The following is a 14,051-nucleotide window of genomic DNA, read 5'->3' on the forward strand; positions in this document are numbered from 1 at the left end:
TTAATCTGCCTCGTAAAATTTTGCTGCAAATAGTGCCTGAATTTCAGATAAAGCTTGTTCTTCATCTGCACCTTCAAGCACTAAACGTAAAGTTGTGCCTTTGCCTGCACCGAGCATGAGCAAGGACATAATATTTTTTGCATCGACTAATTTATCACCTTTACCAATTTGAATCGATGAACGAAATTTGGTGGTAACTTCAATTAGCTTTCCAGACGCACGCGCATGTAAACCTAGTTTGTTAATTACGTCAACAGTTGTGTCAATCATGACCAGTGCTTCATTTCCCTGTGTAAGACCTGAATAGACCATTTTGCCTCAAGAGCCTTTTTGAGTCTATCCACAATATATACTGAACGGTGCTGCCCTCCCGTACACCCAATCGACACTGTCATATAGTGACGATGCCCCTCTGCAAAGGCAGGCAACCATTTATCTAAAAAATGATAAATGTCTTCGAACATCTCGTTGGTTTGTTCACTTTGCAGCAAAAACTGTTGCACAGGTAAATCTAAACCTGAATATTTTCGCAATTCCAGATCCCAATGCGGATTAGGCAAATGACGTACGTCAAACACATAATCGGCATCAAGGGGGATACCGTGTTTATAACCAAAAGATTGTAAAATTAAAATTAAGTTATCGGATTGTCCAAGTTTAGACAACAAAGTGTGCTTTAGATCATGCACACTTTTATCACTGGTATCAATATGAACTGTGGAACGTAATTGTATCGGAAGCAATAAGGTTTTTTCTTCCTGAATACACTGAATCAAACTTTTAAAACGACTGGATAAGGGATGTGGACGACGCGACGCGCTAAAACGGGAAATCAATTGTTGATCTTGGGTGGTCAAATAAATGATATCCACCGAGCCATGACTTTGCAGCTGTTCAAAAACATGATCAAACTCTTGTAGATCTGCACGGGTACTGCGTACATCCACCCCTAAAGCCAATTGTTCTAAATTATTTTCCCTATCTAGCTTGGCCACTATTTCAGGCAGCAATGCCAGTGGTAAATTATCAATGCAGTAATAGCCCAAATCCTCAAGCACCTGCAAGGCAGATGATTTCCCTGATCCGGATTGTCCTGTAACGATTAAAATACGCTTCATGGCAAGGCTGTCCTATGACTAAATTTTACGCAGTATACTTAACTTGCAAGTTATCAATCAGTCGGGTTGTGCCTAATTTAGCGGCTACAAACAAAACGACATCCTGATCAAATGCTTCAAGTTTGTGTAATTCCGGAGTACGTGCTTCCACATAATCCACAATAAAACCAGATTGTGTCAACTTTTGCTTAATACTTTCTAACACTTCTGCTAGAGCAACACCATTTTGCAATTCTTGTTCCGCCGCTTTTAAACTTTGGTAAATTGTTGGTGCAATCTGACGATGTTCTTCACTTAAATAACCATTACGCGAACTGAGTGCTAAACCATCTTCTGCACGGGTAATCGGCACACCAATCACTTCCAATGGAATATTCAAGTCACGCACAAACTGACGAATCACCGCCAATTGCTGATAATCTTTTTGTCCAAAGAATGCAAAATTTGGTTGCACCATATTAAACAGTTTAGTCACCACCACAGCTACGCCATCAAAATGACCTGGACGCTGTAAGCCACATAAATCATTGGTAATTTCAGACACGGTGATATTGGTTAAACGCGGTTTATTACCATACATTTGCTCAACGCTTGGTGCAAAAACAATGTCACATCCCACGTCTGCCAACAAATGGCTATCCTGTTCTAAAGTACGCGGATAATTTTCAAAATCTTCATTTGGACCAAACTGAATTGGATTGACAAAAATACTGACCACCACGACATCACATATCTTGCGTGCTTCACGCACCAGGTTTAAATGACCTTCGTGCAAATTTCCCATGGTCGGGACAAAACCAATAATTTTTCGTGCCGATCGAGCTGGACTAAGTGAAGCGGTTAATCCTTGAATAGTGGTTTCAGTTTTCATGTTTACAGCTCGACTTGAAAAGTTTGTTCTTTAGCAGGGAAAGAACCATCCTGTACTGCAGCATGGTAGGCTTTAAAAGCATCCAAAATTGCAGTTTCCCCTGCCTGTTCTTTCATAAAGTTACGTACAAATTTAGCCACGCGACCAAAGGTCAAGCCCAGCATATCTTGAACGACCAGCACTTGACCGTCGGTATCTGCGCCTGCACCAATCCCAATCACAGGAATATGCGGGAACAGTTCAGTAATTTCTTTACCCAATTGTGCCGGCACACATTCTAATAATAATAATGCAGCACCCGCTTCTACCACGGCTTTACAATCTGCAATCAGTTGATCCGCTGCTTCACGCGTACGTGCCTGTAATTTATATCCGCCAAAGACATGAACGGATTGTGGCGTTAAACCTAAGTGTACACAGACTGGAATGCCATTACGTGTCAAAACAGTGACAGTTTCACTTAACCAGGCACCACCTTCCATTTTGACCATTTGCGCGCCAGCTTGCATGACGGTTTTTGAGCTTATCAATGCGTCATTTAAAGTGGCATAACTCATAAATGGCAAGTCAGTCATAATGAAGGCATGCTGATTCCCACGGCGTACCGCAGCGGTATGGTAAGCCATATCTTCCACAGTCACAGGCAGGGTTGAATCACGGCCCTGGATCGACATCCCTAAAGAATCACCAATTAAAATGCTGTCGACTTCTGCAATTTCCATTGCCTTGGCCATACTGGCATCGTAACAGGTCAGACAAGAAAATTTGCGTCCATTCGTTTTAAATTGTCTTAAGTCGCTGAGACTAATCATCAAGATGTTCCTCTAACACGTTCCAAGAACATGCCTAAATTAAATATTTGACCAAGTTTCATCATCCAGAACGATCAGGGTTGGATGTTGAACCACGGGTAAATCTTTTAATCGTTGTGCTTTAATTTGTATATTTGCATCTAAATCTAACAAGGGGATAACCACAAAATCACGTTCGAACAGTCCCACATGCGGAACGGTTAAACGCTCATTTTGAATGTGTTCTTGACCATAGACCAATAAGTCTAAATCTAAAGTACGCTCGCCCCAACGACGTAAACGCACCCGACCTGATTCCTGTTCAAAACGTTGTAACTCATCCAATAAAACCAAAGGCACTAAATCAGTTTCTAGCTGTACCACCGCATTTAAATAATTTGGTTGGTCTTGTGGTCCCATGGGTGGACTTTGATATAACCTGGATGTTTTCACGGTTCCAAGCGTTGCCAGTTTTTGCACAGCTTCAAGCAAAATCTGGCGTGAATCACCCAAGTTACTACCTAAACCAATATAGGCGACTGTGCTCATTGTGTCGGTCCAAAAACAACCTGGCTTAAATCACGTTTTACACGTTTACGTTTTAGAATTGGATGGTCATATGCAATCTCTGAACCACCTGCAGAAACGGTTTGAACCGGTCTATCTGGTCGGGTTCTGCTCTTGCGTTCACGACGGCGTGGTTCAGGCTCGTTTACCAAAGGCTCAATTTCTACAGAAACCGATTTAGGTTCAATCACATCTTCTATTGCAGCTTTACGACGACTTTTTGCACGTTGACGATTATATTGACTAATGGCACGTTCTTTTTCATCCGTACTCATCAGTTGATAAGAATCCCACCACATGCCCATACCTTGGGTGGTGTTGTCGCCTGACTTCTCACGAAGCAACAGGAAATCGAAGCCGGCACGGAAACGTGCATGAGTAGATAAAGCTTGTATTTGTTGTGGTTTTGGATTCAACAAACGGGTTTGCATTTCCCAAACTTCACGAATAAAGGTTTCTGCAAAACGTGGAATGATGGTACGGGTGGCCTGACGCTTTAATACATCCAAGCCCGCTTGTGCACGTGCTTCTGCAGCAACAACACCTTTACTGAGATAAAATTCACAACGTTCTAAAAACGGCTTCCACAGCAACACTGCATAGAAAAATGCAGGGTTAATGGTTTTACCGATTTGAATACGTTGGTCGGTATTGATGGCTGCGCGTTCGATAAATGTCGAAATATCTGGACGGATATCGGCAAACAGCTGACGCCAGATATCAAAATCAATCAGCATCGGGAGCACACGGTTCAAATGGCCCATGGTGAACAATTTCTGCGATTCGTCATATAAACGATGCGGAGAAATATCACGCAACAACTGGGTTATTTCAGGGGTGAAAATCTCTAAAATTTCAGGCGCAATGCTGAAATTTAATTTTGCCGCGAAACGTAAAGTACGCAGCATACGCACTGGATCTTCTTCAAAACGTAAAGTCGGATCGCCCAATAAGCGTAAAGTTTTATTTTCTATATCATCAATTGCATTACAGAAATCGAGCACGATCCCTTTACGCGGTTGATAATACATCGCATTAATGGAAAAATCACGACGGACAAAATCTTGCTCAATCGTGCCCCAATTATTGTCACGTAAAATCATGCCTGAAGCAGAAGTGACTGCTTTTTTAGGCGGTGCACGGAATGTCGCAACTTCGATCAGTTCTCGGCCTGAATAGACATGAGCAAGCTCAAAACGTCGTCCAATAATACGACAACGCCGTCCGAAAACTTCTTTCACTTGCGCCGGTGTTGCATCAGTGACTGCATCAAAATCTTTGGGATTGAGACCCAACATTAAGTCACGGACACCGCCACCGACGATATAAGCTTCAAAGCCTGCCTTATTTAAGGCATCGATAACATCTAATATGGAAGAAGGTAATTGAGCGGTTGATAAACCACATTTTGACGCGCGCAAAGTTTGCAAAAGACGCTGTCTCCTACGTCTGAACGTAAAATATCTAAGATGACGCTAATCATATATCTAACACAATCAAAGGGCAATTTGATTATCTCAATGCTAAATATATTGTTTGGCTCTTCATGACTGCTTGACCTATGAATTACAGGCTTAATCGTTCCTTATTCTTGGCAAATAAAGCGGGTCCAATCCCCTTCACCTGCTGTAATTCCTCAATGTTTTTAAATTTTCCATTTTTTTGACGATAGGCAATAATTGCTTCCGCTTTTTTTAAACCTACCCCAGACAGCTGTTGTAACTGTTCCAGATTGGCTTGGTTCAAACTTATTTTAGCCCCAGTGGATGCCTGTAAAGCAGGTTTCGCCAAATAATAATTTTTTGGCGGAGATACATGCGGTATTTTTAAGCGTGCATCTTCGGCTTCCTGTTCAGCCTTCCATTTTAAGTATTGTTGGTCAAACTGTTGAGCATAACCGGTCGTTCCGCTCAGCACTGACATCAATACACCCATATAAAAAATTGCATTCAGGATCTGTATTATTTTTTTCATTATCGGCCTTTTATTTTAATTGTTGTTTTGCCTGCTCCCAGAGTCGATCCATTTCTTCTAAAGACAGCGTCTCAATTTTTTTATGTTGTTGCTGAGCGTGATCTTCAATGAAAGCAAAACGGGTTCTAAATTTATGAATAGTGCTTAAAAGCGCCATTTCACTGGAAAGTCCCAGTTTACGTCCAACATTGATGAGTGAAAACAAACAATCACCAAATTCATCGAATATTTCGTCGGAATTTTGATTTTGCATGGCTTGTTGCAGCTCTTCTAGTTCTTCATTCAGCTTGCCATAAGCACCTGCTACATCAGGGAAATCAAAGCCAATTTGTGCCGCATTTTTTTGAATTTCATGTGCTTGTTGAATTGCAGGACCATGCTTGATGTCATCTAAACGGGATTGGGCTTTGCCCTGCTTTTCTTTTTGTTTAATTTGTTTCCAAAGCACCGCCACATCATCTGAACTGAGCTGTGAAAATTGCTCTGCCTGAAATACATGTGGATGACGACGAATTAACTTTTCTGTAATCGCATTTACCACATCATTAAAATAAAAAGCCCCGACTTCACTATACATTTGCGACTGAAAAACAACTTGCAGCAGCAAGTCACCGAGTTCATCGCGTATCTCGTCTGTATTTCCCTCCCTGACTGCTGCTTCTACCTCATACGCTTCTTCGATGGCATATTTAGTTAGACTTTGCGGAGTTTGCTTCTGATCCCATGGACATTTTTCACGTAATTCACGCATCACTGCCAATAATTTATCCATGTTTTCATCACTCCAATCATTTTGAAAAAATCCGTTTTTCACAGTCAATATTTGTTATGCTCAACTAAAATCTTTAAAAACAAGCGCTACAAAAACAAAACTGAAAGGAAAAAAATATATGCACAGTATCTTTATTAGTGGTGCAGCACAAGGCATTGGTGCCGCAATTGCAACGCTGTTTTATCAACACGGCTATAAAGTCGGCATATATGATATCAACGAAATTCAAGCCCAGAAACTTGCCCAGCACTTGGGGACAAATGCTAAAGCTGGCCTACTGGATGTTTGCCATTATGAACAATGGCAACAGGCTTTAAATGAATTTCAGGCTTGGGCAGGTGAAATTAATATATTAGTTAACAATGCAGGGATTCTCTATTCAGGGGCTTTCGAGCAGACCGATATTGCAGCGCATCAACGAACTTTCAATATCAATGTTAACGGGGTTGTAAATGGTTGCCATGCCGCTTTACCTTTTCTAAGACAGGCATCTTTTGCACGTGTGATTAATCTATCCTCTGCTTCCGCCATTTATGGACAACCTGATTTAGTCTCGTATTCAGCCAGTAAGTTTGCTGTACGCGGCATTACCGAAGGCTTAGATATTGAGTGGCAAAAATATGGTATTCGGGTTTTAGATGTCATGCCCTTATTTGTTCAAACCGCAATGGTTAAAGATATGGATGCAGGCAGCATCCAAAATATGGGTGTGCATTTAACTGCTGAAGATGTCGCACAGACAATTTACGCACGTGTGCAAGCGAAAGATTCTTTTTTTACCAAAACCCATGAACCTGTGGGTCTTAAGACCAAAATTATGTTCAATTTATCCAAAGTCAGTCCGCAGTTTGTAAACCGGATCAGTACAATGTTTTTAGCAACAAGAAAATAATTCAATAAAAAAAGAGCCTGATGATCAGGCTCTTTTTTCTTAATAGAATCAGTCAATTATTGGTGAGAGATTCTTTTTCTTTATCTTAAAATATAAACATCAATAAATATTTAAATATCATCAAGATTTTTTGGTTTCGATGCTGCACTTTCTGGCATCTTGAATTCAATCCCGGCTTTTTTAAGCAGTTTCGGATATTCTACCAGAGCCATACTTGAGTTTTTCGCAATACCGGTAATATCACCTACAACATTTTTTGCATCAACCAAAGATAGTCCTGTATTTGTCAAACTCATAGGGTTTGTCATCACGCTCATACTGACTTGTTTAGCGCCTAAAGCTAAATCACGTGCTATTAAACTTGCAATCACAAAGTTCGTTGCAGAATCCAATAAATATTTCTTTTGATCTGCATTAAGTGATGAAAGTTTTGCAACTGTTGCTTCTTCATCTTTTTTTGATGCGTCTAAAACAGCATTAGACATCGCTACAATTTCTTTTTGAATCGCTTCTTTTTCTTTCAGATCAGAAGTCGCTTTCAAACTTTTTTGTTTTGTTTTTAATTCATCTGAATCTTTTTTACTTGCAAGTAATGAAGCTAAAGCACTACGGCTCTGAATGAACATCGCATTGGTTGCTTTCGCTTGAGTAAAAAAGCCCGCTAGATCCATATTTGAAGAAGACACACCAGTAGCAGATTCTGTTAATGTCGAAGCAAGACTACTGAGTGAACCAAAGCCTGCGTAGACGCTTGAAGCCCCCATTGATGCTGTTATTGCTAAAACAATCGCAATTTTTTTCATACGTCATTACCCTTATTGTGTGGAATCGGCTTTTTGCACGATTTGATTTAAAATTTTTGGTAAAGCTTCAAACATCTGAATGTTGTACATTTCATGACGATGTTGGTGATCGATACCCTTCAATCCAATTTCTTGCTGTAACCCATAGGCACCAATTTTTTCAGCTTTATCATTAAATCTGCGCGCACCACTCGCCATAACCAATGTGGCATCGCAGTTGCTTTTGTCTGCATTGCATTTAATGCTGTCTTGTTTCACTTCGATCTTAAACACCGGCTGCAAACATTCATTTTTCGGAATATGGAAATTCACTTTCATATCCTTTTTAAATCCGGCATTTCCAGTCATGCTAATCACTGAATCTTTCAGTGAAGTCTGGCCTTTAAAGCCTGAACCTGTAGCATAAAAAGGTCGTTTCGACTGACTAGTAAAAGCGTGATAAATCAAAGGACCAAAACCATAGAAAGGAATTTCACCGACTTGTTCGGTATGCAAGCCTGGACATAAAACACGGGCTTGTTTTGAATCGCCGACTGGAGCAGAACTATCAAGCAAAATACTGTCACCGGAACGCACCGGTAAACGATCACTGCTGCTGATAGGAAAATCTAATTGTGCTTTCACTTTCGCGCCTTGACGTTCTAGTACAGTGGCTTCCCATGTCGGAATCAGGATATTACGCCCTGCTGCTTTATCTTGATGATAGACATGGACTTTCATGCCGGTAGTTAAGCGCTCACCCGCATCATCAATGGTAATGCCCTGACCACTTGAACCTGAGACTTTTAAATCAGATCGGGTGAATTGAATACCCTTTTGAAATTTTTGACCTAGTTTCAAAAGCGCATTTTTCAGTACCACTTCCTTACGTGCATCTAAAGAAAAGCCCATTCCTTCAGAAATAACGTCTTTAATATCATCTGTTGCATGGGCTGAATAAATAACACGACCGGAGTGATCAATCATTTCAGCAAAGACTTCGCTATGAAAAACCTGCTGCTGGGTCATTTTTCCGATCTGCTGTTGATAGGCAATCACAGGAACAACATTAATGCGAATAAAGAATTCAGGTAATTCACGCTGATTGATATCTTCACTTTGTGCTAAGGCAGTCTGTTCACTGACACTTTGTGCCATGGCACTATAGCGTCGGTTGACGGGGGTCAAAGTAAAAGATGCTTGCTCCCCCACTGCATCAGAAAAGATTTGCTCGATTAGATCTTTCGATTCACCTTGATAAGTCAGTACATCCACCACCAAAGCCTTTGGCTTATTCATGGCCTGACGCGTATTGGTGGATACTTTGCTAAAATGTTTACTATTACCTGACATTAACACTGGCAAAGCTACAGCGTAATCACTGTCCGCATGAACCACACGAATCAAATCACCGTCTGTCGAACTTAGCTCATCCTGTGCAGCAATCCCTTGATTAAAACCTTTATCGAGAACCAGATAAGATTTCCATTGATCGATCACTTGAGTTTCGGTTTCAGAAATTTTAAGTTTCGACTTTAATTCTTGAGTGACCTGTTGCGTCAAGCTCAGTAAAGTACTTTGAAATTTTTGCTTAATCGCTGCTTTTGTTGCAGCAGATTCAATTTCAGCAGCGAGTACTTGAATCGGTTGAGACAAGGTTGCACTGTCGCTATAAATGACCTCGCCCGACAATACATTAGTAAGCTTTAAACTTAAGGTGACAGGTAGGAAAATTTCTGCGGTCGAATCCTTTTTCACAATGTATTGACTCGCACGTAAAACTTCTAGCGATGCAATATAGGTACGATTTTTAGTTTTTTGCGAAATGGTATCAACAATTTGAGTACCAAAATTTTGCTTTAAACTTTGTAAAAAAATTTGCTCTGCTTGCTTACGTGTTGCCAGATTATCAATTGCCCGACTAAAATCACAGTCAATTGAAGAACCATTGGCTTCATACTTACTGGGATCTGTACGGCAACCTTGTTCTAGACCAAAAATACCTTGTGATGGATAGATTTGAATATTGGCTTGTGCAACAGATACCGAAAGCATCGACATTGCAAACAAGAGGGCTTTAGCTTTTACTTGCATTGGGTACCACCAATACAAAGTGTAATCGTATTACCTGCCTGTAAGCGTTCTGCACTTGAAAGTGTGGGATTGACTTTACGTAGTGCTTTCGCCAGCTCACCGGTAATGGGTTTACTGCTCTTATAAGTCATGGTCAGTTCGACCAGTTTGCCATCCTGTGTACGCACATCAATGTTTTCTGCACCTTCAATTTCTTCAAGTGCCACATACAAATCATCACCTAAACGTGTAGAGACATTGCCTGAAATGCTTTTCACAAAAATGGTGATTTCTTTACCGTACATTGAACGATTTTTAGAGTAGGCAAGAATTTGTGGCCCTACCTGGCTAATGGCTAAATCACCCAGTTTTTTTGCTACATTGGTTCGGCATGAGTCTGTAGTCGCACCTGTCGATGATTCAGTACGCGTTTCACCGCCCATTAACGTGCCATCATCTACAGAATAAATTTTAAAACTGACTGCACCATCGCAAACAAACTGTCCTGTTGCGGGTGAACGACCACGGTCATAAATGTACGAACTTCCCGCCATAAACCAATCGGCTTTTTCCTTACGTGCAGCAATTGCCAATTTGGCAAGCTCTGTATCACTTAAAAGCTGTTGAATGGTCAGGCTACGACCTTTCAGGTAAGTACTACGAAAAATATCGGAATCCAACAAGCGTAAATCGTAACGGGAAGCTGCAGCTGAAATCGCATTTAATGTTTGATTATCATGTTCAGCTTTAGTACTTGGTGTTTGATATTCCACATATTTCACAAAGCTCTGAATATCATTCTGGCGTTCAGATTGACTATAATTTGCCGACTCACTGGCCTTATAACTGCTTGAAGAAGCAGATTTACCTGAGTTGTTGTGACTTGCTGAACGTGCAGAAACGCCTGCACCAGCCCCATAATAATTGCCATAGGCATAGCCTGATGCCGCTGCAGATTTCCCTTTAGAAGAATAAGAACTGCTGTCGCTTGCTTTGGCACTTTCACTCGCTTTGTAACTAGCATCTTCATCATAGCTGTAGCTACGATCGGAGAAATAAGAAGTAAATTCTTTTACCGGTTTAGAATTATCTTTTGGTACACCGAAATACTCGTCCATGACAATCATGATCGGGCTTGAACGACTGTTCTTTTTAGAGAGACCAAAATCATTCAGAATAGAACGGAATTCTTGATCATCCATTTCCAAGCTAATTTGAGTCACTAATTCATTATTGCCTTGAGTCGAACTTCCACGATTACTGATATAGGTCGGATCAACTTGCTTTACAATTTCATCTAAATACTGTTGTGCCTCACCCATGGCCTGTGGACCATTTATTTTTTTAATCATTGCAATGACGGCATCTGTTTTCGCATTGTTGAATGCTTGGTTACGTGTGCCATTCGGATCTTTTTTGATAATAGCTGCTTTACCCTCACCATTTACTTTAATGATTTCTGCATTGGCGATTTGTCCTGCAAACATACACATGAGCGTCAATACGGTTTTTTTCATCTTTTTACCTTTTTCACTAAAGTTTTTTTTGGGTATTACAACTCTTACATTTTGTTTATTTTTTATGTGATTTATCAATCTACAAAAAACCAACAAATAATAAACGCATTTTAATATTAACTCCATCACATAATTTTATTTTTTATTGATTTTCAACAAATTAGAAATAGTTAACCCATCCTTTAGACTTTCTATACAAAAGAAAATTCCTATATTTGGAAAGCATTTTTAGTGAATTGAATAAGATACTTTATAAGTGTGAGCTATCAAGAATTGATGAAGTCAATCCAACCAAACAGGTCATAATGAAAAGAAAAATGAGAGATGAAGATGAATAATAAATAGAGATATTTTTTATAAAGGGGCTTTTTTAACCCGAGATAACCACTAAAAAAGCCCTTTCCAAGCTCACTCCATAATTTATTAACCGGATGGGCAATAGGTTCTTGGCGAAAAGAAAAGAAGTGACGTCCAAATAAAAAAGAACCTGATTAACAGGCTCTTTAAAAAACTCAATGATCCATAAAGTTTATTTTAAAAAACTCTTTTAGGATGGAAAAAATATTTTAATTTCTGGAAAAGTAAAACCTTTACAGGATGCCTCTGAACGCCATGCCACCGTTAACATGACATGACCTAAATTGAAATTTTGATAAGCAAATGTTCCGATTAAAGGATGAGTGCATAATCCTCCATCATAAACAGGATGTACCTGAGTCTCTAGCTCATTTAAATTTAGATGTATCCCCAAGCCAGATGCTTTCAATACCGCTTCTTTTGTAGTCCAGACTTTAAACCAATAAGCACGATCTTGTTCCAGTTCATTCCAGTGATGTAATTCATTGGGGTGAAAAGCATGTGCCGCCAAAGCTTCAAATCGTACCTTTCGATCTAAATCTTCAATATCCACACCCAAATCCTGCATATTGCTACTGGTTGCTAAAGCATAATTTTTTTGACTATGACTATGATTAAAATAAAATTTAGGAGATTTAACTAAATACGGTTTGCCATGTTGAGTGGTAGCAAAATCTTCTTGCTGAATCGCTGTATCTAATTGCTGGGAGAGTAATTGATTTCGATAATGATAAATGGCCTGTTTTTGCTGCTGAATTTTAGTCTTGCGATCCAATTCTTTAGATAGAGGGACAATACGCTCAATTGTATCGACATCTACTCGTATTAATCTAGTCACGTGTACACCTTTTCCCCAAAATATAATCACATCTTAAAACAAAAAAGCCCAAAGTAAACTTCGGGCTTTGATGATTAATAGAAGATTAATTAACTTCTAAATTTCTTTTCAGCTTTCTTGAATTTCTGAACATAACGACGTTTACGTGCTGCAATGCGTTCATCCATTTGTGTCTTACGACCTTCAAATGGATTTTCAGACGTTTTAAAGTCAATACGAACCGGTGTACCTTCAAGTTTGTAGACACGGCGGAACACATTTTCCAAATAACGACGATAATCCGCAGGGGTTTTATCCACCTTATTACCATGTACAATAATCGTTGGTGGATTTTGACCACCCATGTGGGCATAACGCATTTTAATACGTTTACCGCTAATCATTGGCGGTTGATGTGCTTCAGTCGCATCATTCAAAATTTGAGTTAATTTCGCAGGCGAAACTTTCAAATGTGAAGAATCAAAAGCACGGTGGATTGAAGGATATAACTCCCCTACACCAGTACCATGCAATGCAGAAATCAAATGCACTTTAGCCCATGGGATAAAGTCAAAACGACGATCAACATCAAGCTTACATTGCTTGCGGTCGTATTCTGTCATGTTGTCCCATTTGTTGATCGCAATTACCATTGCTCGACCCGCTTCTAAAGCATAGCCAATCAAATGTAGATCTTGTTCAACCACGCCTTCACGTGCATCCAATACCACAATTACAACGTGAGCATCTTTAATGGCTTGCAAAGTTTTCACGATTGAGAATTTCTCAACCATTTCATCTACCTTGCCTTTACGACGTACACCTGCAGTATCAATCAGCGTGTATTTCTGCTCATTCCGTTCATACGGAATATAAATAGAATCACGCGTAGTACCTGGCATGTCATAAACCACAACACGCTCTTCGCCCAGTAAACGGTTGACCAAGGTCGATTTTCCGACGTTTGGACGACCAATCACGGCTAAGCGTAAACCGGTGTTCTGGTCATGCAGCTCAGGATCTTCATCCTCAGGAACATCTGCAAGCACATCTTCCAGCATTTGAGCAACACCACGACCGTGGCTTGCTGCAACATGCAATGGTTCGCCGAAGCCGAGTTGATAGAACTCAACCACTGCAGCTTCTGCATGTACACCATCAACTTTGTTTGCAACCAAGTAAACTTTTTTACCTAGGGTACGAAGTTCTCGTGCAATTTGTTCATCTGACGCTAGTAATCCCGCACGCGCATCAACAACAAAAACAATAATATCGGCTTCATTGATGGCTGTTTTTGATTGTTCAGCCATATATGAATCAATACCTGCTTCACTTTCACCGATACCGCCTGTATCAACTACAATGAAGGATTTATTTTGGAATACTGCATCGCCATATTTGCGGTCACGAGTAAGACCAGCAAAGTCAGCAACGAGTGCATCACGACTCTTGGTAATCTGGTTAAATAACGTTGATTTACCGACGTTCGGACGTCCAATTAGCGCAATTACGGGTTTCAT

At 40.1% G+C, this 14,051-nt stretch carries 14 protein-coding genes; 1 reads left to right on the top strand and 13 read right to left on the bottom strand.

Features of this window, described 5'->3' with window-relative positions; all coding sequences use genetic code 11:
• The 8 genes from HLH14_RS00430 to mazG form a co-directional block, all read right to left on the bottom strand.
• Entirely contained in the window at window positions 1–270 is a 270-nt protein-coding gene (locus HLH14_RS00430) for an HPr family phosphocarrier protein (RefSeq protein WP_010325935.1), read from the bottom strand.
• A complete protein-coding gene (gene rapZ, locus HLH14_RS00435; protein ID WP_067721985.1) occupies window positions 267–1,118 on the bottom strand; it encodes an RNase adapter RapZ in 852 nt (283 codons plus the stop codon). The genes HLH14_RS00430 and rapZ overlap by 4 nt, the downstream gene beginning before the upstream one ends.
• Window positions 1,119–1,143: 25 nt before the next feature.
• Entirely contained in the window at window positions 1,144–1,989 is an 846-nt protein-coding gene (gene panC, locus HLH14_RS00440) for a pantoate--beta-alanine ligase (RefSeq protein WP_067721986.1), read from the bottom strand.
• Between the two features lie 2 nt (window positions 1,990–1,991).
• A complete protein-coding gene (gene panB / locus HLH14_RS00445; RefSeq protein WP_067721987.1) occupies window positions 1,992–2,801 on the bottom strand; it encodes a 3-methyl-2-oxobutanoate hydroxymethyltransferase in 810 nt (269 codons plus the stop codon).
• 39 nt (window positions 2,802–2,840) lie between these two features.
• A complete protein-coding gene (gene folK / locus HLH14_RS00450) occupies window positions 2,841–3,329 on the bottom strand; it encodes a 2-amino-4-hydroxy-6-hydroxymethyldihydropteridine diphosphokinase (RefSeq protein WP_067721988.1) in 489 nt (162 codons plus the stop codon).
• Window positions 3,326–4,777: a polynucleotide adenylyltransferase PcnB gene (pcnB, locus tag HLH14_RS00455; protein WP_067721990.1), complete on the bottom strand. Its 1,452-nt coding sequence runs from the start codon at window positions 4,775–4,777 to the stop codon at window positions 3,326–3,328. The genes folK and pcnB overlap by 4 nt, the downstream gene beginning before the upstream one ends.
• A 136-nt stretch (window positions 4,778–4,913) precedes the next feature.
• Entirely contained in the window at window positions 4,914–5,270 is a 357-nt protein-coding gene (locus HLH14_RS00460; protein WP_228139698.1) for a ComEA family DNA-binding protein, read from the bottom strand.
• Between the two features lie 61 nt (window positions 5,271–5,331).
• Window positions 5,332–6,093, bottom strand: a complete 762-nt coding sequence (gene mazG, locus HLH14_RS00465; protein ID WP_067721992.1) for a nucleoside triphosphate pyrophosphohydrolase — start codon at window positions 6,091–6,093, stop codon at window positions 5,332–5,334.
• Between the two features lie 118 nt (window positions 6,094–6,211).
• Here mazG and HLH14_RS00470 point away from each other — a divergent pair, with 118 nt between their 5' ends.
• Window positions 6,212–6,985: an SDR family oxidoreductase gene (locus HLH14_RS00470; protein WP_171532459.1), complete on the top strand. Its 774-nt coding sequence runs from the start codon at window positions 6,212–6,214 to the stop codon at window positions 6,983–6,985.
• Window positions 6,986–7,095: 110 nt separating this feature from the next.
• Here HLH14_RS00470 and HLH14_RS00475 read toward each other — a convergent pair whose 3' ends face one another.
• The 5 genes from HLH14_RS00475 to der all read right to left on the bottom strand — a co-directional run bounded on the left by HLH14_RS00475 (window position 7,096) and on the right by der (window position 14,051).
• Window positions 7,096–7,788, bottom strand: coding sequence for a hypothetical protein (locus HLH14_RS00475; protein WP_171532460.1), 693 nt, complete (start codon window positions 7,786–7,788; stop codon window positions 7,096–7,098).
• 12 nt (window positions 7,789–7,800) lie between these two features.
• The gene (locus tag HLH14_RS00480; protein WP_171532461.1) at window positions 7,801–9,861 is read right to left on the bottom strand and encodes a hypothetical protein; all 2,061 of its coding nucleotides are present in this window, start codon (window positions 9,859–9,861) and stop codon (window positions 7,801–7,803) included.
• A complete protein-coding gene (locus HLH14_RS00485; protein WP_171532462.1) occupies window positions 9,852–11,357 on the bottom strand; it encodes a hypothetical protein in 1,506 nt (501 codons plus the stop codon). Before HLH14_RS00485 ends, HLH14_RS00480 begins: the two co-directional genes overlap by 10 nt.
• Window positions 11,358–11,904: 547 nt before the next feature.
• Window positions 11,905–12,552: a 4'-phosphopantetheinyl transferase family protein gene (locus tag HLH14_RS00490; RefSeq protein WP_171532463.1), complete on the bottom strand. Its 648-nt coding sequence runs from the start codon at window positions 12,550–12,552 to the stop codon at window positions 11,905–11,907.
• An 89-nt stretch (window positions 12,553–12,641) separates the two neighbouring features.
• Entirely contained in the window at window positions 12,642–14,051 is a 1,410-nt protein-coding gene (der, locus tag HLH14_RS00495; RefSeq protein ID WP_067722004.1) for a ribosome biogenesis GTPase Der, read from the bottom strand.

It is taken from the genome of Acinetobacter terrae, from assembly GCF_013004375.1.
In the GTDB taxonomy this organism is placed as follows: Bacteria; Pseudomonadota; Gammaproteobacteria; order Pseudomonadales; family Moraxellaceae; genus Acinetobacter; species Acinetobacter terrae.